18 protein-coding genes and 1 pseudogene are annotated in these 22,456 nt (G+C 40.2%); 11 read left to right on the forward strand and 8 right to left on the reverse strand.

The window, feature by feature from the left end:
• Positions 1–501 precede the first annotated feature (501 nt).
• From ACZ5A8_RS06100 to ACZ5A8_RS06115, 4 genes are all read left to right on the forward strand, one after another.
• On the forward strand, positions 502–792 hold the full coding sequence (locus ACZ5A8_RS06100; RefSeq protein WP_464532814.1) for a hypothetical protein: 291 nt from the start codon (positions 502–504) through the stop codon (positions 790–792).
• A 394-nt stretch (positions 793–1,186) separates the two neighbouring features.
• Positions 1,187–1,435, forward strand: coding sequence for a hypothetical protein (locus ACZ5A8_RS06105; RefSeq protein WP_464532816.1), 249 nt, complete (start codon positions 1,187–1,189; stop codon positions 1,433–1,435).
• A 325-nt stretch (positions 1,436–1,760) separates the two neighbouring features.
• Positions 1,761–2,051, forward strand: coding sequence for a hypothetical protein (locus ACZ5A8_RS06110; protein ID WP_229391264.1), 291 nt, complete (start codon positions 1,761–1,763; stop codon positions 2,049–2,051).
• Positions 2,052–2,604: 553 nt separating this feature from the next.
• Positions 2,605–3,306 carry a helix-turn-helix transcriptional regulator gene (locus ACZ5A8_RS06115; protein ID WP_464532817.1) on the forward strand — a complete coding sequence of 234 codons (702 nt, stop codon included), beginning with the start codon at positions 2,605–2,607 and terminating at the stop codon, positions 3,304–3,306.
• 676 nt (positions 3,307–3,982) lie between these two features.
• Here ACZ5A8_RS06115 and ACZ5A8_RS06120 read toward each other — a convergent pair.
• A complete protein-coding gene (locus ACZ5A8_RS06120; RefSeq protein WP_464532818.1) occupies positions 3,983–4,177 on the reverse strand; it encodes a hypothetical protein in 195 nt (64 codons plus the stop codon).
• 90 nt (positions 4,178–4,267) lie between these two features.
• Between ACZ5A8_RS06120 and ACZ5A8_RS06125 the strand changes: the two genes are divergently transcribed.
• The 3 genes from ACZ5A8_RS06125 to fae all read left to right on the forward strand — a co-directional run bounded on the left by ACZ5A8_RS06125 (position 4,268) and on the right by fae (position 5,647).
• A complete protein-coding gene (locus ACZ5A8_RS06125) occupies positions 4,268–4,408 on the forward strand; it encodes a hypothetical protein (RefSeq protein ID WP_464532820.1) in 141 nt (46 codons plus the stop codon).
• 161 nt (positions 4,409–4,569) lie between these two features.
• Positions 4,570–4,860: a hypothetical protein gene (locus ACZ5A8_RS06130; RefSeq protein WP_464532822.1), complete on the forward strand. Its 291-nt coding sequence runs from the start codon at positions 4,570–4,572 to the stop codon at positions 4,858–4,860.
• 304 nt (positions 4,861–5,164) lie between these two features.
• A complete protein-coding gene (gene fae, locus ACZ5A8_RS06135; protein WP_464532824.1) occupies positions 5,165–5,647 on the forward strand; it encodes a formaldehyde-activating enzyme in 483 nt (160 codons plus the stop codon).
• 310 nt (positions 5,648–5,957) lie between these two features.
• Here the strand turns inward: fae and ACZ5A8_RS06140 are convergent, their stop codons facing one another.
• On the reverse strand, positions 5,958–6,608 hold the full coding sequence (locus ACZ5A8_RS06140; protein ID WP_464532826.1) for a potassium channel family protein: 651 nt from the start codon (positions 6,606–6,608) through the stop codon (positions 5,958–5,960).
• Positions 6,609–6,784: 176 nt separating this feature from the next.
• Entirely contained in the window at positions 6,785–8,260 is a 1,476-nt protein-coding gene (locus ACZ5A8_RS06145; RefSeq protein ID WP_464532827.1) for a TrkH family potassium uptake protein, read from the reverse strand.
• 869 nt (positions 8,261–9,129) lie between these two features.
• Here ACZ5A8_RS06145 and ACZ5A8_RS06150 point away from each other — a divergent pair.
• From ACZ5A8_RS06150 to ACZ5A8_RS06160, 3 genes are all read left to right on the forward strand, one after another.
• Positions 9,130–9,537, forward strand: coding sequence for a DUF1699 family protein (locus ACZ5A8_RS06150; protein WP_015410979.1), 408 nt, complete (start codon positions 9,130–9,132; stop codon positions 9,535–9,537).
• A gap of 531 nt (positions 9,538–10,068) precedes the next feature.
• The gene (locus ACZ5A8_RS06155) at positions 10,069–10,866 is read left to right on the forward strand and encodes a helix-turn-helix transcriptional regulator (RefSeq protein ID WP_464532829.1); all 798 of its coding nucleotides are present in this window, start codon (positions 10,069–10,071) and stop codon (positions 10,864–10,866) included.
• A 17-nt stretch (positions 10,867–10,883) separates the two neighbouring features.
• Positions 10,884–11,489 carry a hypothetical protein gene (locus ACZ5A8_RS06160; RefSeq protein ID WP_464532830.1) on the forward strand — a complete coding sequence of 202 codons (606 nt, stop codon included), beginning with the start codon at positions 10,884–10,886 and terminating at the stop codon, positions 11,487–11,489.
• 37 nt (positions 11,490–11,526) lie between these two features.
• On the opposite strand, the gene ACZ5A8_RS06165 is transcribed toward ACZ5A8_RS06160, so the two are convergent.
• Positions 11,527–11,979, reverse strand: coding sequence for a flavodoxin domain-containing protein (locus ACZ5A8_RS06165; protein WP_464532832.1), 453 nt, complete (start codon positions 11,977–11,979; stop codon positions 11,527–11,529).
• 205 nt (positions 11,980–12,184) lie between these two features.
• Positions 12,185–13,948 (reverse strand): PAS domain-containing protein, encoded by a 1,764-nt coding sequence (locus ACZ5A8_RS06170; RefSeq protein ID WP_464532833.1) that lies wholly within the window; start codon positions 13,946–13,948, stop codon positions 12,185–12,187.
• A 565-nt stretch (positions 13,949–14,513) separates the two neighbouring features.
• Here ACZ5A8_RS06170 and ACZ5A8_RS06175 point away from each other — a divergent pair.
• Positions 14,514–14,648, forward strand: coding sequence for a hypothetical protein (locus ACZ5A8_RS06175; RefSeq protein WP_464532835.1), 135 nt, complete (start codon positions 14,514–14,516; stop codon positions 14,646–14,648).
• Positions 14,649–14,775: 127 nt separating this feature from the next.
• On the opposite strand, the pseudogene ACZ5A8_RS06180 reads toward ACZ5A8_RS06175, so the two are convergent.
• From ACZ5A8_RS06180 to ACZ5A8_RS06190, 3 genes and pseudogenes are all read right to left on the reverse strand, one after another.
• Positions 14,776–15,955 (reverse strand): annotated as a pseudogene (locus ACZ5A8_RS06180) (IS256 family transposase).
• 581 nt (positions 15,956–16,536) lie between these two features.
• Positions 16,537–21,543, reverse strand: a complete 5,007-nt coding sequence (locus tag ACZ5A8_RS06185) for a PKD domain-containing protein (RefSeq protein ID WP_464532836.1) — start codon at positions 21,541–21,543, stop codon at positions 16,537–16,539.
• 436 nt (positions 21,544–21,979) lie between these two features.
• Positions 21,980–22,330, reverse strand: coding sequence for a cupin domain-containing protein (locus ACZ5A8_RS06190; protein ID WP_464532838.1), 351 nt, complete (start codon positions 22,328–22,330; stop codon positions 21,980–21,982).
• Between the last annotated feature and the right edge of the window lie 126 nt (positions 22,331–22,456).

Here is a 22,456-nt window from a genome sequence, read left to right on the forward strand (position 1 = left end):
TCTGGTATTAATGGTCTCTGAAAATAAATTATTAAAAATTATTGATCATCATATTCTACAGTTTTTTGAAAATCAATATTTCTTGCAGAATTTTGACGAAGGCGGCCAGGTAAAAATAAATCAGGGAGGATTAATATGAAAAATGAAGGTATTATTTATACCGTTCAGAAAACATCCAGACATTCCTGGCAATAAATGTTAGTAGTAACTTTCTTTTGGATTAAAGTTTTTCGTTTTTATCAAAAATGTAAAGTAGAGATATAAAGTAAAGTCAGGTTCAGGTAATCTGCACGTTCCAGATATGTCCGGACTAGCAGGCCGCATACATAATAAATCCCTTAAAAAATCCCCTCCCGCCGGAGAAGTTTCCAGCTCCGCAAATCCCACTTTTATTCAAACTTCCAGTTTTAGAGAATGATTTTTTAATCTAATCCGGAAAAGCGGTATTTCTGAAATATCTTGTTATAAAATGAAGCATAATTTCTATTCAGCGACAGAAGCATGACTCTCACAGTGAATATAAAAGGCGATTTCGCGCCCCAGGAGGCAAGTGAGGTCATCCGCGAAGCTCTTGCGTATAACGAGCGCGTTGCAAAATACAAAATAAAGAAGTATTCGGATATTTGTGGGAATTTTGAGAACAAATATGGGATGAGTTCCGACCTTTTTATGGAGAAATTCGATTCCTGGGAACTTGGAGACGCGAGTGACTTTCTCGATTGGTATGCAGCAAAAAGGGGACTTGATATTTTAAATAAAAGGCTAAAAATTATCTCGGGAATCGATATATGACTCTCATATCCCGTAAACTAAAACCAGCTTCAGTCCCCGCCTTGCACATCTTATCCACATAAGTTATATATACTATCCCACTCAAATAGTAATATTGTATAAAAGTCTCTAAATTGGAGAGTGTTTTTTCAGGTAATGTTGCACCCAGGTATCAATTCCAGTGAACCTTCAGATGCATCCATTGAAGTTTTCAACTTTTTATCTCGTTTTAAGGGCTTCGTAGTACCTACGTTATACGCTTTAAAACGGGATTACTGCTCAATTTGAGCCTGTTGGAAACTGCATATAAATTACCTGAACTGAACCGCAAAAAACATAATTCAAACAAAATAAATTAAACTAAATCAAAAACAGAAACACCCCTTAGAGCTTTATCCAAGAGGTTTGAAACAAGATGTCAGAAGAATCAGATGATCCAGACAGTAGTGATAGTAGTGATAGTAGCAGCCGTCAGAAAATGTTCACAGCAGCCGGAATGGTCCTGTGTGCGATACAGTTTGCCTTCTTCGCATACATGATCTTGATGTTCATGGAGATGGACTTTGTCCAGGGCTTCAAGTTCATGCTGCTTGCATACTCTTCAGCGTTCATTTATAAGAACATGGAGAATTCCGGAATAATCCGTTTTGTAACCCGGAACTGATGACGGTGTGGGTTCATTCCCAAATCCACACTTTTGTATATCTCTATCCTTCTGTCCTGTATCTCAACCATTTTTATATTTCTTTTTTATTAGCTTTCTTTGAGCTTATAGCTTGCATAACTATGTTTTACTATATTTTTATAACTATATTTTACTAAATTTTTATTTCATTTTACCAAATTTCTCTTTCTCTATCTTTCCGGCCTGAACCCTTAATTACTTAAGGAAGGCAAGCTTTCTGAACAAATAGAAAAAGAGATATAGGATTAATTTTTAGTAACCGCAACATTTTTAGTATCATCAATAATTCTTCTATGGGATAAACATGGACCTTACATTGCAGATTGATACCGATTACTCGCTGCAGGAAGCAAACGAGGTTATTCGCTCGGCTCTGGAACATGAGAAACATCTTGCAAAATACAAGGTACAACGCTATGCCATGATCTGCGATGAATTTGAAGACCAGTACGACCTGATCTCCACGGAATTCGTGCAAAAATTCGAAGCCGGCGAATATATGGATGATGAAAAATGTTTTGACTGGTATGCCGCAAAAAGAGGGCTCGACCACTGGAAGATAAAGCTAGCTGTCCTTAATGCTGTCAGGTTCTAACTGGCAGAACGCCTCTCTTTGCAAGAACCATACTCTTTCCGGCAGCCTTTTCTGCCTGAACCTGTAGAATATTTTTTCTCATCTTTCTTTTTCCTTTCTTTTTCTTTTCCTTACTTTTTCTTTTCCTTACTTTTTCTTTTCCTTACTTTTTCTTTTCTTTACTTTTTCTTTTCCTTACTTTTTCTTTTCCTTACTTTTTCTTTTCCTTAATTTTTCTTTTCCTTAATTTTTCTTTTCCTTACTTTTTCTTTTCCTTACTTTTTCTTTTCCTTACTTTTTCTTTTCCTTACTTTTTCTTTTCCTTACTTTTTCTTTTCCTTACTTTTTCTTTTCCTTACTTTTCCTATTTCTTTATTTATTTTCTTTTTTTCCGTACAGTGCAAGAGTGTCTAAAATTTATGCTAATGTATAAATAGCTGTTCTGCCATAGTTTTATCAGTAATATTTTTTTAATGGTGTTTTAATGAAGGAAAAAATTAAATTAACAGATCTGGTTTTTCTGTCGGATAAAAGGAAGAAACTTCTTCTTTTTCTGAAAGATAAACCAAGGAGTATGGCTGAAATTCAGGAACACCTTTCCGCATATCCTGTTTCAATCCTCCCACAGATCAAAAAATTAAAAGAAGGTAAGCTTGTTGTACAGAAAGGGCATATTTATGAACTCTCTTTTATGGGAGTTGTAATAGCTGACAAAATGCCGCCTTTCCTGGGAACTTTGGAAGTCCTTGAAGATAATTTTGACTATTGGACAAAAAGGAATCTTGAAGGGATCCCTCCTTTTTTACGCAAAAGGATTTTTGAACTGAAGAATTGCAAGCTCATCCTTCCGGAAATGAGCCATATGTTCGAGCTTAATCCTGAATTTGTAGAGAAACTTCACCTCTCCACGCATATTCTAGGTTTCGCTTCCTATTTTCACCCCTCTTTTACCACACTCTACCCGGAACTTGCTGAAACAGGAGTTGAAATTTCTCTGATGCTTACAGAGCCAGTGTTCCAGAGGTTCAAAATGGATTACAGAGAAGAATTGTGCTCTTTCCTGAGTTTTAAGAACGTCAGCCTGTTTGTCTTTCCGCAGGATCCTAAAATTGCAGACTTTACAGTAACAGACAGGTTTTTTTTGCTCACTCTTTTCCCCAGGGAGAAGTTCTTTGAACACGAAAGCCTGCTCAGTTCAGAACCTGAAGCCCTTAAATGGGGTACCGATCTTTTCTCTCACATGTTAAAAGAAGCAGTTCAGGTAAAAGAGGTTTGAATTTTCATATTCCATAAAATTTGTTTTATAGCACCTGTTCTATAGCGCTTATTCTATAGCATTTGTTTTATTGCATTTATTTTATAGCACTTATTAATATTACTTATTGTAAATTTGTATTGTTTCAAATTCATTTCTGATAGCTATTTATAAGCTCTTTTCCATCTTTTTACTGGTTTATTTTTCCATAGCTTCTATTCCGTTACCCCACTTTCCGTTTTCTTTAAACCATAAATTTGCATCAAAGGCAAAAAACTACCTTAAAAAATTTGTAAATTATCTTTTTTCCAGCCCTGAATATGTCGGGTATTCTATATGTTTACCTCCAGGAAATACTGTTAATACTTCATTCTTCTCAATAAACCTTAGAGCTTTTCAGAAATAAGACCGGCTTATAAGACCGGCTTAACAGTTTATGAGATTTACTTCTCCAGAGGGAGCTAAGGAAATGATACTCTTCAAAAAATAAAAACAGCTCTATCCTAATTTAGTGATGAGGTGACTTAGTTTACTACCAGGGCATTAATTTGCCAGCACAAAAAATCCGTTGGGTTCATAGAAAATGGAAAGCAGTGTCAGCTAAGTGACTATAAACCGGGATCTAAGTTAGCTTCTAAAATTAGCTTAAATTATCTTTTGAAAAGCAGACAGGGTATGCGGAGAGGGTGGTGGGATGTCAGCAGAAAAGCGAAAATAGATAGGTGTGTGAATTGAAACGAATAGCGGTATTGATACTTCTGTTCTTAGTATCTTCGGTATTAGCGGTAGTTGTGGGTTCGAATTTGAGCTCTGCCGCGGATGTCGAAAATGAACCAATTATTTCAGGCTTTCTGGCATCTCCGGTGTCAGGCGAATCTCCGTTTGCAATCATAACACGCAAAAGGGCTGTTGAGTATAAAGAAGGTGAGCCAGAAAAACCACGGAACCCCTGGAGCTTTCCATAGCCACCAGGCGGTCCGAGATGCCTGAAAAAGCTTCCTGGTCCATACCGGCGGCTGAAGATAAAGACTGGTCAGGAACTTCCACGGCTATCAAAGTACTTGTCGGCGTTATGGTAATACTCCTGATAGGGCTTGCTGTAAAGGAAAAAAATAAACGATAAAAAGAAATTCTGAAACAAGAAAGGAATAAGGTAATTATGAAAATTAAATTCTAAAATGGAAGATTTGAAAAAGAGACTGTCTCAGGTAATAAACCTGTCCAATCGTTTATTTTCATAATTACTTTATATGGAATAGGAGACTATTCTTACTCGGGATAGACATGAGTTTCACGCTCAATATAGAAACTGATTTTTCACCTCAGGAAGTATGTGAGGCTATCCGTTCGGCTCTGGAACATGAAAAACATGTTGCAAAGTACAAGATCAAGCGGTACTCCATAATCTGTGAGGATTTCGAGGCGAAGTTCGGGTACAGTTCAAGTGAGCTCAGGGCGAGATTCGAAGCCGGAAACATGGGAGATGAAAGTGATTTCTTCGACTGGTATGCGGCAAAAAGAGGATTCGACCACTGGAGCAAAAGGCTTGAGATCCTTTCAGGGATTTCCCTGTGAGAAGCAGTCTTAAACTCGATTTTTTCCTGAAAGGCCTGCCCCCTGATTTCTGAAAGTAGACTTTGAAACCCGGAGCATTCTTCTACGGCATCGTATTTATTTTCCGGTTTTTTGCAGCAAATGGCAGGATAGAGCTCCGGACAGTCCTGTTTCCATTTAAAGGCTTTTTGTTAAAAAAGGTTAAACTCTTCTTTTATCAGGGCTGAAGATTGGTAAATTATTTATGTATGTTTTAAAGTATTAAGTGCTTATTTACTCTTTGTAGATCGAGGTGTTAAACCTGGTAAAAACTGTTTTAAAAAGCATGGTTGGAGAAGCCCTTATTGGTTCAGGTCCGGAAATTGCACACATTGACCTTATCATCGGGCCAAGAGGAGGACCAGTAGAAGCAGCGTTCATGAATTCCCTAGCAATGCCCAGGCAGGGGCATACCCCGCTCCTTGCAGTCCTTGAGCCGAATGTCCAGCCAAAACCTGTGACTCTGCTCGTAAACAAGGTAACGATCAAGAATGTGGCGCAGGCTGCCCTGATGTTCGGGCCGGCTCAGGCTGCGGTTGCAAAAGCAGTCATGGACTCGGTAGCTGCCGGAGTTCTACCTGAAGAGCAGGCAGATGACATTTTCATTATCGTCTCTGTATTTATCGAATGGGATGCAAAAGATAAAGATAAAGTCTACGAATACAACTATGAGGCTACGAAGCTTGCAATAGCCCGTGCAATGGAGAGCAGTCCGACAGTTAAAGAGGCGCTGGCCAAAAAGGATTCAGCAAAACATCCATTCGCATAAAATAAACCTGTTCCGGCTTTTTTTATTTCACGAATCTATCATGCTGGAATCCATTTAACTTATTCACTGAGTTTAACTGCAGGCGAGCTATTTCAGATATTGCCGGATTTTCCGAGATGTATCTCCATTATCTGAGATATTCTCTGTATATCTTTCTTTTTTCAGGAATAACTCTGCCTCAGTCTATTTTTTAATATTTTTTTCATCCCGAATTTACAAGGGACTCCACCAACTATCCTGGCGGGATCTCCAAAAAAGAAATAAAAAAAGCATTATAACGGCACTTTCAGGTCGTGTTTAATATATAGCATTATGTTTCTCGAAGTTTCTCATAAATCCTGTCTATATGTCCTGAACGTGTGATTATGAGGAGTTCGTCCCCTTCTTCAAGCCTTGGATTTTCCCGCGCAAGGATAAATTCATTTTCCCTGTAAAGCCCGATACATTCGGTATTTTCCGGAAACTGGACTTCAGAAATCCTTTTGCCGGAATGATGTTTCTCTGTTGTGAGGCTTATTACGCGTACGTCAGCCCTGACAAGGTTGCTCAGCTCGATTGTATCAACTCCGCGAAGGGCATCAGAAATAATAGTTGAGGAGATATGAGGTGGGTTAATCGGAGAGCTAATTCCCAGCTTCTTTGCAATTTCCATAAACTTCGTATCGTCGGTTTTGACAATAACCCTTTTTACTCCTGTTTCCTGTGCAATCAGACCTATCAGAATATTATCCTGGTCATGGTTGGTGCAGGCTACAACCGCATCCGTGCAATCCAATCCAGCTTTTTCCAGGATATTCGGGTGGGTACCCTCTGCATTGATCACGGTGCAGTCAAGTTCTTCAGCAAGCTCCCTGGCAACTTCCTCGTCCCTTTCTATAAGGACAACCTCATTTCCCTGCTGGATCAGCGTGCGGGTCAGGTGCATCCCCAGGGAACTCGCTCCAATAATAATTACTCTCATTTTTTTCTTTCCTTTAATACGGTCTTTTTCTTTTTTCGCAGTCTCTTTACTTTTTCTAATCCCTTTTTTCTAATTTTCCTTTTCTAATCCTTCTTTTCCAATCCTTTTTTCCAATCCTTCTTTCTTCATTTTTTACTTTTATCATCTCTTCTATTCTTTCCTCTTATTAATTTGTTTCAGGCTGTATCTTTTCGGGCTCTTTTTTCTCTGGTTTTACTTCTTCCAAACCATGTCCTGGGAAGTAGCAGGATGAAGAGCGGGATTATCTCTACTCTTCCAAGCAGCATATCGGCACAGAGCACAAGCTTGAGCAGGGAAGGCATGCTGGAAGAGGTCACGCCTGTGGACAGCCCTGCCGTAGCCAGAGCACTTGAAGTCTCAAAAATAGCATCTGCCGAGTTTATGCCGTGAAGCATGAAAATGAAAGCTGAGAACACAAGCACAACTGAATAAAGTAGCACATAGGTCATGATGCGGTAGACTTCTTCGGGATCAACTACCTGTGATTTTACCTTGAGAGGGGTAATTGCTTCCCTGGGGAGGAAAAAGCGGTAGAAAACCAGCCTTATAAGCTGCACGATTACAATCAACCGGAAAAGCTTAATCCCGCCTGTGGTTGAGCCTACGCTGCCTCCGATACACATAATTGCACTGAGAAAACCTTTTGAAGCATCTGAAAGGGGTGCTATGTCTATCGTGGCAAAACCGGTTCCGGTAAGGGCTGAGACCGTCTGAAAAACAGCATCAGGCAGTTTCTGGAGCAGTTCAAGCCCACCTTCTCCTCCTGAAAGTGTTAAAGCAAAAAGTGCTGTCCCGAGTACAGAAAGCCCGAGCATGTACCTTACCTGCGGGTCCCTTATAAGGGTCCCGGGATCCTTCAGGACTTCAGGGTAGAGCGAGAAGCTGATTGCACCCATTATACAGGAAACTGTTATCAGGAAAGGGATCAAAAAGCCCTCATATGCTCCGATGCTTTCAGCCTGTGTTGAAAATCCGCCTGTAGAAATCGCACTCAGAGCATGACAGACAGCTTCATAAAAAGGCATGCCGCTGAAGATCAGGAGTGTCAGTGAGAGCAATGTCAGGACAAAATAAACCGTACCAAGTGTCCTGGCAGTTGCAATTACACTCGGGCGGATCCGGCTTTCTCCGAAATTCACTCTGTAAAGCCTGAATGCCGTAGTCCCGGGACGGATAAGGATCCCAAGCACAAGCACGATTATACCTATTCCACCTATCCACTGCAGCCAGGAGCGGGTGAAGAAAAAGAGCCTTGTAGGAGAAGGCGGGGCAAGGCTCAGTCCTGTTGTTGTCAGGCCCGAGACACACTCGAAATAAGCGTCCAGAAAGGGCATTCCGGTCGAAAGCGCCATTGGCACTGCGGTAACTAAAGAGCAAAGCGGGAAAGTAATGGCTGCAAGGATCAGAGCTTCTTTTAGTTCAAGTTCGAAATCAGGAAGCAGTTTCTGTAGTATAGCACCCGTTCCCGCAGTTAAGAGGGCACTGCTTCCATAGACTAAAGCTGCGTCTGTTTCCCCGAGAACAAATGCAGCAAGCATCGGGACAAGCAGGACTGCTGAAAATACCAGCAGAAGATGTCCAATGTACTTCAGAACTGCAAGGGGATTTACCGGCGAGACAAGCTCATACATAAGAACTAATTATATTTTTTTCTTTAAGTCTGTTTCACTCTGGAAAGACAGTGTAGTAATTCTGTGCAACTGCTTATTTTTTTAAAAGAAGAAAAAACCAGAAAGGAAAAGCTACAAAAAAAGCAAAAAAAAATGAAAGAAAAACTACAAAAAAAGCCAAAAAAAGAAATGACACGAACTACTAAATAAGCTAAAAAAACGAACGCGGCTAAGAAGGGTCCTGTGCGGATATATATAGAACAACAAATAGAACAGAATTAAATATTAGGAAATTTGCAGGTATCTTAATCACTGTGATAAAATCGGGTTAACAGAAAAAAATAAGCCTGCGTTTTTCACGGGGTTTGCGATTTTTGTTTTTACCTGAGAGGGGCGAATCGAGCCGGACCTGAGCTTTACAACGAGTAATTACTTACAGGTAGGATGACCCGGGTTTTGTTCCGGGCCTTTTTGTTGTCTTATGAAAAATTTCCAGGAAATTCTCTACTTTGTGTCCTGTAAATTTTGAGGGCAGGGCAGCTGTTAAACTGTATCTCAAGTTAAAGGGCAAGCTCCTGAAAAAGTAGATCATGGGGCACAGATTTTTCCCTGATGATTTCTATTATTTCTCTCACTTGCGTTTTTTCGTCATTTTTTTCTTAGGGGAGGCTTACTATAGGGCTTGAGGAGTTCTCAAGCCCGAATACTTAAATCCGGTTTTTATTCCTTTTCCGAGATTTTCCTGTCTCTTTTAGAGTTCAGAAAGAGGGCTGAAAATACAGAATACTGTCTGAAAATTAACGGGCGTGGTAGATAAATATTTATAATAAGTATAAGTAGTTTATAATGAGGTAAAAACATAAAAGAACTTTACAGTGGGGGAAGACATAGTGAAAATTAGAGTAGTTAGTTCCAGGGAAGAAATCTTTACACTTAACCCTAATGAGCGTGTTGTTCACCTGGCCTTCAGGCCTTCGAACAAGGACATATTTGCGCTGGTAGAAACCTGCCCGAAAATTGAGGTAATCCAGTTACCCAAATCTTACAGGCGCACGGTCTCAAAGTCCATAGAGATGTTCCTTGAAATGCAGCGCATCCAGCTTATCGAAGGAGATGTCTGGGGTCACAGGAAAGACATTAACGAATATTACAGTATCCCGTCCTCAGTGATTGAGAAGATAAGAGAACTGAAGATGGAGGGCACACCTGCTGAGAGAATCGAAGAAAAAGTTGCAAGGGAAAGCAAGCTGAATCCTGAAATGGTGGCCTATATCTTGACCAAGGAAGCTTCTGCCTGAAATCCTGTCAACCGGGATTATCTCTCGGGATTTTCCCTTATATCTTCAATACAGATAAGATAATGCTGAAAGATTCTGAATCTTTCAAGAATCCTTATTTGTTATGTAATCTCCAGCTTGAAACTTTGAGTTTAAGGAAGATACCCTGACTTGAGATAAGAGAGAACAGCTTCTAGCGATAGCTCTCAAGCCAGGGAGATTATATTTGTTTTTCACTGTACTGCACTTATTCATGTATTACACTTATTCATTGTATTACATTTATTTTTTCACTGTAAATGTTTAATTTTTTAAAAATTTTCTTTGCCAAAATATTTTATTGGTGCTTTTAGAAGCAATTTTATTAGTTTTCAGGGATTAAGTTTATACTTTTGCCGCCGCTTCATCCAGGTGACTCAGATTTATTAAAGACTTTGCTTTTTTGAGTAAAAAGGTGAGAGAGTAATAACTTATATATTTCTGGCGGCTGTAATCTTTTAAGTCTTATTTGTAATCTTTTTAGCCTTATAGAACTAATAAGGAGACCGAAGGGTGAAACTGGAACTTATAGAGCTGATTTTTCTTTCCGATAAACGAAAACAGTTACTTCTTTTTCTGAGAAGTGGACCCAAAAATATGGATGAAATTACGGAAGCTCTTCAGGTAACTTCCACTTCCATTCTGCCTCAGATTAAAAAATTAAAAGATATGTCTCTGGTCACGCAGGAGGACAAAACGTATACGCTCTCACTCATCGGAAAAGTCCTTGTTGAAAAAATGCAGCCACTTGTCAATACTATAGAGCTTTTTGAAGATAATTTTGATTACTGGTCGGAAAAGGACCTGCAGGGGATCCCTTTTTCTTTTCGCAGGAGGCTCGGAGAACTCGGTAAATGTAAACTTATCCAGCCTGATCTCGACCGTATGTTTGAACTCGACCAGGAAGTCGTGGAAAACCTTTCCAGGTCAGGTCATGTTCTTGAAGCCATAGCTTACTTTCATCCACCTATGATTTATCTTTATCAAGAGCTTGCAAAAAAAGGAGTTGAATTATCCCTTCTGATGTCTGAGTCCGTCTTTCAGCGGTACTATATGGACTATATGGAAGACTTCCGGAGCATGATAGCTCTTGAAAATGTCAGATTTTTCCGGTATTCGGGCGAACTGAAAATTGCAAGTCTTACAGTTACGGACAGGTTTTTCCTGATATCCCTTTTCCCAAAGAACCAGAGGCATTTCGACAGGGAGAGTCTTACATGCTACGACCCCTCTGCCCTGAAACTGGGTACTGAGCTTTTTAACGAGCTATTGCTTGATTCGACTCAGATTACCAGTCTACCTAAGGAATGACTTATGCCCCCTAAGGAATGACTTACGCCCCTGAATACATTATTTGTACAGAAATATTTCGTACGGACTATATGCGGATTGCCTGCATATGTGTACAGGAATGCCGGCACAGAAAAAAATTATATTCTTCAAAAGCAGGAGGAATTTTTATAATAGGTTTTTATGAGCAGAAAGCAGCTTACAGTAAACAACTAAAACTGCTTATGTTTGCAGGCTTGCTACTTATCCTGGCATTTTATATCTTTTTTCGTGCAGGGTTTTTCGGCTTTGGCACCGATCCTGATGAAAGATATGCTCTGCCTCTTCTCCTTCTCATTTACCTTGCTGCAATGTGGAGTTTTTTTGGCATGAAATTCCTTATAACTTCCGACAGCGTTGTTGCGTTTTTTCCACCATTCAGGTACAGCATTCCCTTTTCAGATATCAGTTCGGTAGAGATTATGGAAGAATTCCCGTGGTATATGGGTTGGGGCGTCAGAATATGGGGCCGCAAGCTAATTTTTGTGGGAAAGCATGCAAAAGGTGTAGCAATCAGGAAAAATAAGGGTTTTTTCAGAACTGTTATCCTTGTTTCAGAAAGCCCAGATGAATTCCAAAAACGAGTGGAGATGGCCATGAGATAACGTCAGGCCACCCATTTCTTTAACCGCTCGGGCTGGCTTATGATTCCGCCTTTTTGATTTTATGCTTCAGTTTTTCTGCAATATCGATTCCTAGCCTCTTGCATTCCTGCAGATCCTTGTCGGTTGGCTTGTGAAGGATCCGAAGCACGGGGTCCACCACGCTCATTCCCATCTCACGCATCTTCTCGGCTATCATTATGGGTGCTTCTCCGCTCCACCCGTAAGACCCGAAAGCAGCTCCTATCTTGCCCTGCGGGTTTGCGGAAATAAGGGTTTCGTTCATGAACTTTTCCATGGGCAGCAGCATTTTGTAATAAAAAGTCGAAGAGCCAACTGCAATTGCTTGTGCTTCATTGAGCTCTTCGAGCTTCACATCATAAAAACTGACAACCTTTACATCCACATTCTTTGACTCAATCCCGTTCCCTATTGCTTCAGCCATAGCCTTTGTATTCCCTGAGGTACTGAGATAAACTACTATTGCTTTCAACCTGTATCCCCTCCGGCGATATAATAAGTCTTATTAATGCAAACCCCGGAAAATGAGAGCAAAAACCGGCAGTTGCGTATCTAAAGCTCAGAGCTCGAAGGCGTAACCCTGTGACTTTCCTCGCTCCCCAACCAGCATTAATTATAAAAATTATTTTAAATAAGGGTTTCGTCGTCGATATATTTAGAGCTTCAGACAGCTGTTTTTATATCAGGTCTGCCTCTATACGGATAGGCGCTATATAGTTCACAACATGGAGGGCAACACTCTCCAGGAAATTGCGGACATTTTGCGGAATCCTGTCCACAGTATGGGAAGCAAAGTTCAGACTGCCTATTATCTCTCCCCTGTGCTTCATAGGGATTACAGCAACTGCAGTTATCTTTTCGTTCCTCAGCATATCTGCCATTTCTTCAGCAAAAAAACTCAGTTTGTAAATGGGTTTCTCGGTCCAGACCTGCTTTGCTTCCGGGGAGTCTATCCTGTATGCAGAAATATTTCTCACAAATTCGGAGGAAAGTCCCCTGTGTGCAACCAGGTTAATCTGGTCCAGAAGCTCATCTTTCAGGTATATTCCTCCCGCATCTATCTCTTTTATTTGCAAGCAGGCATCAAGGATACGGGAAAGCATGGTCTGGAGGTTCCAGGTAGTGCTCAGCGACATCCCGAGTTCCCGCTGGATCTCAAGCATTTCCTGTGCTTCTCTTCTTTCGGTAACATCGACAACTATTCCTTGAAAGTGTGACGGGTTGCCTTTGCTATCCCGCTGGATATACGTCCTCTCCTCAACCCAGCGGATATTGCCGTCTCCTGTGAAAATTCGATATTCCATCTCAAAAGAGTCGTATCCTTCTCTAATCGAGCGTGCAAGACCTTCCGAAACCAAGTTGACGTCCTCTTTATGAACTATATCTCCGTAAAGGATTTTACCAGTAATGAAATCTTCTGCAGTATATCCAAACTGCGTTACATTTTCTGAAACGAACTCTACAGGCCAGTTCTCAATATTTTTCCAGAGAAAAGCTACTGCTGAGCTTTTATTGATTATCGTTTTCAGCAGTTTCTGCATTTCGAGGGATTTTCTCAGGGCTTTTTCAACTTTTTTCCTGGGGGTTATATCCAGCACTATTCCCTGAAAGCAGGTCACTTTCCCATCTCCCTCTCTCTGGATAAAGGTTCTTTCGTTTACCCAGCGCAGGTCTCCTGCTTTTGTAAAAATTCTATATTCCGAATTGAAGCTCACTTCCCCTTTCTGGATGTGTCTCTCGAGTTCTTCTTCAACTCTTATAAAGTCATCTGGATGTATAATCTTTCCGTACAGGACTCCTCGTGATATAAAATCGTCAACTGTATATCCAAACTGTACTACATTACTCGATACAAAAGCTGCGGGCCAGTACTTTTCATTCCTCCACAGGAAGACAACTGCCGGGCTGTTGTTGATCACTGTGGTGAGCACCTTCTGCATCTTAAGGACTTTTTCCAGTTTTTCTTCGCTTTTCTTCTGTTCAGTGATGTCAAGCACCACTCCCTGAAAGTGGGTTACCTCTCCTTCCGGATTTCTCTGAATAAAGGTCCTTTCATTTACCCAGTGTATTTTCCTGGCTTTTGTAAAAATCCTGTATTCCATATTGAAACCCGGAACCCCGCTTCTTATTCTTTTCTCAAGCCCCTCTTCAACTCTGGCCAGGTCATCAGGGTGTATAATGTCCCCGTACAGTACACTGCCTGATATGAAATCTTCTGCCGTGTATCCAAAGTTTAACACATTTTCGGAAACAAACTCTGCAGGCCTTCTTCTTTCGTTTTTCCAGAGGAATACCACTACCTGACTGTTGTTAATTATGGTCTTCAGGGCCTCTTCTCTTTCCAGAGCTGCATGGAGAGCTTTTCCCCTTTCGCCATCCGCAGCATCTGCTACGCTAGGATAGGTGTTCAGTTCTTCTTTTTCCGAAGTTTCGCTGTCCATTTTCTTCTAACCGCCTGCACAGGATTTTTTTAATAACCGCTTCAGGAATAATACTTTAGGAACTGTATATCTTCAGGATCGCAACCTGGCATGTGTGCGAATTTACCGGTCTGTACATTTGCCGCCTGCAGGTTTGCCTGTAATTTTGGTCCGCTTTCTTTTATATAATTGTGTTTTTATCGAATATCAGTTTATTTGATCCAGGGTTCTTCTTTTTCTATTTAGCTGCACCTTATACGGCCGAAAACTATTTATTCATAAAACTGTGGGTTCGGCTACAAACTTCCTTTATCAGTCGTATTCTTTTTTGCAGCTTCATAGAAATCTATTTATATAAGTTTATAGGTAATAAGATTCCGTATTCCGCATTCGCAGTACGAACCTGCCAGCCAGAAAAACTCCATCACACCACCAAAAATAACCGGCTGGAAAAACTGTAAATCCGCGAGATCCTTCATGAACCCCTTAACTAACTCCAGCAGAAGAATAGCAGCATCCAATCCGGATGTTAACCGACCAGATATGAAGCTAGAGCGGATTCAAAAAATTATGTTGAGTACAGTAAATGTCATCGAATACGGAATACCGAAAATGGCTAAAACCAAAAATGGCTAAAACCAAAAATGGCAAAAATCTAAAATGGCAAAAAAGTCCAACAAACATAAAAACCTCCATAAAAGAATCTGCGGTAAGGTTTTGAGGGAAACCTTACCACAGATTCCTTTGCTTCTAAAACTATTTTGCCCGTAGTTTACTTATTCTCATTTATGGCAGTGTGCTTAATTTTCTGTAAAATTTACTCTCTACCCCTTACTCTTCTTTTTTGATTACTGTTCCATTACTATATACTTGTTTCCTGTGATCCAGTCTTCATTTATATCAATTAGTATTGAGACTACCAGTCTCAATACTGAGTCTTGGTTAGGAAATGCTCCAACTACCTTGCTTCTTCTTTTGAGTTCCTTGTTGGTCCTCTCCATCATATTTGTTGTCCTTATTTTTTTCCAGTGTTTTTCTGGAAACTGCATATAGTTCATTACATCATACTGAAAACTTTCAAGGGTATCAGCTGCGCCTTCATACCCCATACTATCCAGTTCCATAATCAGGTCATTCAACTTCTGACGGTCTACTAATGCTTCTTTTATCTTCTCAGCCACTTCTTTCTGCTTCTTTTTTGGCACTTTCTTGAGAACTTGTCTTGCCAGATGTACATGGCACATCTGCCAACTTGATCCAATAAAGGATTCTCTTACTGCTTTCTGTATTCCTTTATGGCCATCAGAAATAATTAACTTGACACCTCTTAACCCTCTTTTTTTCAGATCATCGAATAGATCTTCCCAGAACATAGAGGCTTCACTGTCTGCTAATCTTGTTCCAAGAATTTCACGGTAACCGTCATCCCTGATCCCAGCAACTACAAAGAGAGCTTTGTTTTCGTAATGAAGCCCATCTCTTACCTTGAAATAAGTCGCATCGATAAGCAAGTAAGGGATTTCATGTTCTATTGGCTTTGAGAGAAATTCTTCAACCTTCTCATCCAGTTCTTTTGTAATCCTGGAAACAGAAGAGGCTGAAATTTCTCCTACTCCTAATGCAGTCATGACCTTTTTCACCCTTCGGGTGGAAACTCCTTGAAGGTAAGATTCAGCTACAGCGGTTAAGATGGCCTTTTCAACTCTTGAATATTTCTCAAAAACCTGAGTTTCAAAGGGAAACTCACGGAATTGAGGCTTTAATAATTCGAGTTTCCCATGCTTGGTCAGGAGAGTTCGGGGTTTGTAGCCATTTCTACTAGCTTTACGTGAATCTGTCCTCTCATAACGTTGTGCACCAGCTTGGAGGAGGGCTTCCTCCTCCATTACAAGGTTTAAAAACCAGGTAATTAGCTGGCGAATTCCATCTTCCTGATCGACAAGATAATCTTTTATGAGTGGGAATAAATTAACCATTGACTCTGCATCCTCTTTTTTTTGTGGTGAAAGGAAAAGGATACAGAGTCAATCATATTTTACAGAACTTTCGGTACACTGCCGGATAATGAACTGATAAATAATAATTTGGTATTATATCTCTCTATTGCAAGGCAAAAAAATTACTATATAATTGCAATTACTCTTATTGGACTTGGATTTACATCCTTCGTTAATCACTTTTCACAGCATCGCATAATATCCGCTATGCTTGCTGCGGGATTTGTTTTAATAGTAATGCTGCTAATACGCAATTCTCGTAGGTATCTATCCTAATTACACAACAAAGATTAATCAATGTAATATATCGAGAAATCACAAGAAGGTGAAAAAAGGAAAAAAAGGAGGATTTAAAGTTGCTGGAGTGGGTAATAAGTTATTTTTTTCCCACTGTTGCTACCGCTTTCTCTGTGAAATTTAAGTTTAATGCGACGGGAACTACTTTTAAGGAGCTTGCATTAAGGCATTAAAAGTTCGGCTTTGTAGAAATCCTCATAAATGACTAATTCCCATTAATTTAAACTGGATGTCTGATGTCTTCTTATCTATTTTTAGCCTCTTGAAGCTGGTATAGATGGTTTCTACAAAGCCGCTTTTTCCGATCTAAGATATTTACTTATTAACTGTGATATATCTAGACCTGGTTTCAGTACTCATGCTTTCTGAATTATTTACTGTTAAACTAACAGTAAATTGTCCTGTTTTATTGTATACGTGTACGGGATTCTTTTCTGTTGAAGTATTTCCGTCTCCAAAAGCCCATGTCCATGAAGCTGGTGATCCGGTGCTGTTGTCAGTAAAACTGACATTGAGCGGTACAGACCCTGAAGTCGGAGATGCGGAAAAAGCAGCGACAAGGGAGTTTGAAACAGCAATATAGCCGGTTTTTGCCAACGTATTACTGCCGTTTGCATTACTTGTTGTCAATGTAACAGAATATAGTCCTGATTTATTGTATGTGTGTACAGGATCTTTGTCTGTTGTTGAATTACTTCCATCTCCAAAAGTCCATTTCCATGCAGTTGGTGACCCTGTGCTCTGATCAGTAAAACTAACGATAAGAGGCGCTTTTCCTGAAGTCTGGGACGCAGAGAAATTAGTAACAGGAGTATTCAGAACGCCTGAGACCGCAATATAGCTGGTTTTTGTCAATGCATTACTGCCGTTTTCATCACTTGCTGTCAATGTAACAGAATATAGTCCTGGTTTATTGAATGTGTGTACAGGATTTTTATCTGTTGTTGAATTACTTCCATCTCCAAAAGTCCATTTCCACGCGGCTGGTGACCCTGTGCTCTGATCAGTAAAACTAACAGTAAGAGGCGCTTTTCCTGAAGTAGGAGACGCAGAGAAGTTGGTGGCAGGAGAAGCTAAAACGCTTGAGACAGCAACATAGCTGGATTTTGTCAACGTATTACTGCCGTTTGCATTGCTTGCTGTCAATGTAACAGTATATCGTCCTGATTTATTGTATGTGTGTACAGGATTTTTATCTGTTGTTGAATTACTTCCGTCTCCGAAAGTCCATTTCCATGCAGTTGGTGACCCTGTGCTCTGGTCAGTGAAACTAACTGTGAGTGGTGCTTTTCCTGAAGCTGGAGATGCAGAGAATTTGGAAATCGGGGCATCTAAAACGCTTGAGACAGCAACATAGCTGGATTTTGTTAATGCATTACTACCGTTTTCATTACTTGCTGTCAATGTAACAGTGTATCGTCCTGATTTATTGTATGTGTGTTCGGGATTCTTTTCTGTTGAATTACTTCCATCTCCGAAAGTCCATTTCCATGCAGTTGGTGACCCTGTGCTCTGGTCAGTAAAACTAACAGTAAGAGGCATACTTCCTATAGTTGGAGTTGCTAAAAAGGCGGTGACAGGGACAATATAGTCTGGATTCGACATCACAGTGCCGCTTTCAGAAATTACTTTTATATAGTTTGATTTTTGCACCCTATCACTGCCTCCCTCATTAGTTGTCGTTAAAGCAACAGTATAGTTCCCTGTTTTATTGTATATATGCATAGGATTCTTTTCTGTTGAATTACTTCCATCTCCAAAAGTCCATTTCCATGCAGTTGGTGCCCCTGTACTCTGGTCAGTAAAACTAACAGTTAAAGGCGCTTTTCCTGAAGTCTGAGACACAGAAAAGCTGGTAACAGGAGTATTCAGAATACCTGAGGTCGCAATATGGCCGGTTTTAGTCAATGCATTACTGCCATTTGCACTACTCGCTGTCAATGTAACAGAGTATAGTCCTGATTCATTGTATGTGTGTACAGGATTCTTTTCTGTTGAATTACTTCCATCTCCAAAAGTCCATTTCCATGCAGTTGGTGCCCCTGTACTCTGGTCAGTAAAACTAACAGTTAAAGGCGCTTTTCCTGAAGTCTGGGACGCAGAGAATTTGGAAACAGGAATAGCTAAAACGCTTGAGACGGCAATATAGTTTGATTTTGTCAACGTATTACTGCCTTTTTCATTACTTGCTGTCAATTTAACGGAATAAAGCCCTGATTTATTGAATATGTGTACAGAATTTTTATCTGTTGAATCGTTTCCATCTCCGAAAGACCATTTCCATGACGTTGGAGATCCTTTGCCCTGGCCTGTAAAATCAACAATAAGAGGCGCTTTTCCTGAAGTAGGGGAGGCAGAGAAGCTGGTGACAGGCCCATCTAGAACGTTTGAAACAATAATATAGCTGGATTTTGTCAATGTATTGCTGCCGTCTGCATTACTTGCTGTTAATCTAACAGAATATAATCCTGCTTTACTGTATGTGTGTACAGGGTTCTTCCCTGTTGAATGTGTGTCGTCTCCAAAAGTCCACTTCCATGACGTTGGAGATCCTGTACTCTGGTCAGTAAAACTAACAGTTAAAGGCACTTTTCCTGAAGCCGGAGACGCAGAAAAAGCAGCAACAGGGGCTTCAAAACCGTTTGAAACAGTAATATAGCTGGATTTTGTTACTGCACTCCTGTTTCCCGTTTCGTTTAATGTCAACGTAACAGAATATTTTCCTGATTTTCTATATATATGCTGAGGGCTCTTTTCCGTTGAATAAGTTCCATCTCCGAAAGTCCAGTTCCATGACGTTGGAGATCCTGTGCTCTGGTCAGTAAAACTAACACTAAGTGGCGTTTTTCCTGAAGTAGGGGATGCAGAAAACACTGGCTGTGCCAGAACAGTTACTGTGGCAAATTTCAAATCAGTACCGTTTGTATTGTTTACTGTAAGCGTTATGTTGTAATTCCCTGCTCTGGAGTAAGTATGTGCCTGGTTTTGCTTTGTTGAACCGGATCCATCTCCAAAGTTCCAGTTCCACCCATCCGCATTCTTCGAGAAATCCGTAAACTGGATAGAAAGAGGAGCATAACCGGATGTGAGATTACTGCTGAAGTTTGCAACAGGAAGTGCTGGTTGTGCTGGGGGATGACTTATAAACTGGCCGAAAGCAATAGGACTGGAACCTGTCTGTACCGTGGCTGCAACCTTATTTGTGGCTACGTCAATTACAGAGACAGTTTTTCCGAGACTGTCGTCGTTGCCGGAGTTCGCTACATATACTTTTGTTCCGTCCGGTGTGACCGCAATTCCGTAAGGATTTTTTCTGACACTAACAGTTGCTGCAACAGTGTCGTTTACCGTATCAATCACAGAGACATTATTGCTACCTGAGTTTGCCACATATACTTTTGTCCCATCCGGGCTGACTGCAATTCCCATAGGCCATTTTCCTACAGGCACTGTGGCTGTGACAGCGTTTGAACCCGTATCAATTACAGAAATAGCATTATTTTCGCAATTCGCCACGTATAGTTTTGTTCCCTCTGGATTGAATGTAATTCCACAAGGACCAAGTCCAACTTTCACAGTCGCCATAACAGTGTTTGTGACTGTGTCAATTATAGAAACATTATTACTGTAGCGGTTCGTCACATATACTTTTGTTCCATCCGGTGTGACTGTAACCCCCAGAGGATTGGCTCCTACAGGCACCCTGGCTGTAACGGTGTTTGTGCCTGTGTCAATTACAGAGACGCTGTTGACGTCACGATTCGCCACATATACTTTTGTTCCATCCGGTGTGACTGCAACTCCACAAGGACTGTATTTCTGTCCCACATCCACTGTGGCTGTAACCTCGTTTATGGCTGTGTCAATTACAGAAACAGTACCACTGTAGCCGTAGTTGGTGTTCGTCACATATATCCTTGTTCCATCCGGGCTGACTGCAATTCCGTAAGGATTTTTTCTGACATTTACAGTTGCTTCAACAGTGTTATTTGCTGTGTTAATTACAGAAACAGTGTTGCTGTTGAAGTTCGCAATATACGCATACGAAGGCGCAGGAGAACCTTTTGGTACAATATTTACTGTGGCAAGCTTTGAATCTGTGCCGTTTGAATTGCTTACTGTCAGCCTAACAGTATAGATTCCTGTTGCAGAATAGGTATGCGTGGGATTCTGCTTTGTTGAACCGGACCCGTCTCCAAAGTCCCAGTTCCATTTGGTTGCATTCTCCGATAAATCTATAAACTGCACAGGTGCAGAAAGAAAAACATAATCTGATGTGATATTGCTGCTGAAGTTCGCTAAAGGATAAGCTGGTTGTACAGGGATAGAACCTATAAACTGGCCTGAAGCATAAGGACTGTTTCCTACGAGCATCGTGGCTGTAACAGTGTTGGTCTCAGTGTCAATTACAGAGACAGCGTTATAGGGGTTAATCGCTACATATACTTTTGTTCCGTCAGGTGTAACTGCAACTCCCATAGGATTGGGTCCTACAGGTATCGTGGCTGTAACTTTATTTGTAGAAATGTCAATTACAGAGACAGTGCTGAAATATTTACCATTATTAGTCACATATACCTTTGTTCCCTCCGGGTTGACTGCAACTCCAAAAGGAGCTCCCTCTACCTTCACTGTGTCTGTAATACTGTTTGTTGCCGTGTCAATTACAGATATGCTCCCGCTATCGGAGTTCGCTACGTACACCTTAGTTCCATCTGGTGTGACCGTAATTTCTTTAGGACCTTTTCCTACTGATACCGTAGTTATAACAGCTTTTGTGGCAGTGTCAATTATAGAGACAGTTTTGTCTCCGTAATTTGTTACATATATCTTTTTTCCATCCGGACTTACTGCCACTCCCGTAGGACCTCTTCCTGTTTTCACCGTACTTACAACAGTATTTTTAGTGGTATCAATTACAGAAATATTGTTACTGGTTGGTTTTGTCACATATACCTGTTTCCCATTCGGGCTGACTGCAACCCCCTGAGGAGAACTTCCTACAGGTACCGTGGCTATAACATTATTTGTTGCCGTATCAATTATAGATACATCGTTGCTATGAGAATTTACCACGTATACTTTTGTTCCATTCGGATCAATTACAGCTCCCATAGGATTAGATCCTACAGATATCGTAGCTGTAACTTTATCTGTAGTTGTGTCAATTACAGAGATATTGTCACTCTCTCCATTTGTAATGTATGCAAATGGGGAGGCACCTGCGATACTCACCAACATTAACAAAGCAAGTGCCGTTATCCCCAAAGTTTTATTGAAGGCCTGCCCCCTAAATATTTTATTCCATTTTGTTCCTTTCATTTTAGACCTCTAAGTATATGGATTATTAGATTGGATTATTAGATTGAATTATTAAATTAGATTATTAAATTAGATTATTAAATTTGTTGAGAATTTTGAAAAATCTTGAGATTTGAACGATTTTTATAACGAATAATATAGTAATCCGTGAAGTTAGAGTTTTTTCGGGTTAAGTTGATTATCGCAACCGAGTGCGACTATATAAATAGCTAGATGAAAAATATTTCATCAGACTGTGCAAAATAATTATAACTTAAATGATAATAATCTTTCTTTTATTGGTTTTACAAATCCACTAAATTCTGTTTTTTCTCAAAAATTTTATAAAAATTATGCTGTAAAAGTGACCCTTATTTTTCGTCCCCACAGAGCAGATTCAATTATATTTTTTATACCGTCAATAAGGAGTCTGGTGTTTTTTGCTCTTACAAATCCACTATTCTTCAGCTCTATGAATACGTTTTCCCCCAAACGCATGAATAGTTCTCGTTCCGGCAATGCATTTTCCCCACTGTTCTGTCCCCTTTGGAATGAATAATTCGTCCCCGGGATTAAGAATAAACTCCCTATCATTTAATACTGCTGTATATTGCCCACTAACGCAAACCATGTACTCATCAAATTCGTGAGCATGTTTCCTGGAAATTCTGTCTGAATAACAGGTCCAGAAAGCCATCTGACTGCCATCTGCACCTTCGTAAAAGTAACCATCAATATTTTCAGTATTTTGCTCCTTACTGCTAATGTGATTACTTTTACTTTTCATAAACTCCGGAAAATCTTTCATGTCTAAAACCTCCCAGCATTTAAGTAATCTACATAATATCAAATTAATGCATGAATTGTAATGTCAAATCAAAAAACAACTCATAGAGAACTTTTATCCCTTGTTCGCAAGTTGAGGTAACATAAA

The organism is Methanosarcina subterranea, from assembly GCF_055385895.1.

Coding starts and splice junctions, on each gene's coding strand:
- ACZ5A8_RS06100 (WP_464532814.1), top strand. CDS start 502: ATGACTCTCACAGTGAATATAAAAGGCGATTTCGCGCCCCAGGAGGCA.
- ACZ5A8_RS06105 (WP_464532816.1), top strand. CDS start 1,187: ATGTCAGAAGAATCAGATGATCCAGACAGTAGTGATAGTAGTGATAGT.
- ACZ5A8_RS06110 (WP_229391264.1), top strand. CDS start 1,761: ATGGACCTTACATTGCAGATTGATACCGATTACTCGCTGCAGGAAGCA.
- ACZ5A8_RS06115 (WP_464532817.1), top strand. CDS start 2,605: ATGGCTGAAATTCAGGAACACCTTTCCGCATATCCTGTTTCAATCCTC.
- ACZ5A8_RS06120 (WP_464532818.1), bottom strand. CDS start 4,177: ATGATTGCAAACGGAGATTCGCCTGACACCGGAGATGCCAGAAAGCCT.
- ACZ5A8_RS06125 (WP_464532820.1), top strand. CDS start 4,268: ATGCCTGAAAAAGCTTCCTGGTCCATACCGGCGGCTGAAGATAAAGAC.
- ACZ5A8_RS06130 (WP_464532822.1), top strand. CDS start 4,570: ATGAGTTTCACGCTCAATATAGAAACTGATTTTTCACCTCAGGAAGTA.
- fae (WP_464532824.1), top strand. CDS start 5,165: ATGGTTGGAGAAGCCCTTATTGGTTCAGGTCCGGAAATTGCACACATT.
- ACZ5A8_RS06140 (WP_464532826.1), bottom strand. CDS start 6,608: ATGAGAGTAATTATTATTGGAGCGAGTTCCCTGGGGATGCACCTGACC.
- ACZ5A8_RS06145 (WP_464532827.1), bottom strand. CDS start 8,260: ATGTATGAGCTTGTCTCGCCGGTAAATCCCCTTGCAGTTCTGAAGTAC.
- ACZ5A8_RS06160 (WP_464532830.1), top strand. CDS start 10,884: ATGACTTACGCCCCTGAATACATTATTTGTACAGAAATATTTCGTACG.
- ACZ5A8_RS06170 (WP_464532833.1), bottom strand. CDS start 13,948: ATGGACAGCGAAACTTCGGAAAAAGAAGAACTGAACACCTATCCTAGC.
- ACZ5A8_RS06175 (WP_464532835.1), top strand. CDS start 14,514: ATGTCATCGAATACGGAATACCGAAAATGGCTAAAACCAAAAATGGCT.
- ACZ5A8_RS06185 (WP_464532836.1), bottom strand. CDS start 21,543: ATGAAAGGAACAAAATGGAATAAAATATTTAGGGGGCAGGCCTTCAAT.
- ACZ5A8_RS06190 (WP_464532838.1), bottom strand. CDS start 22,330: ATGAAAGATTTTCCGGAGTTTATGAAAAGTAAAAGTAATCACATTAGC.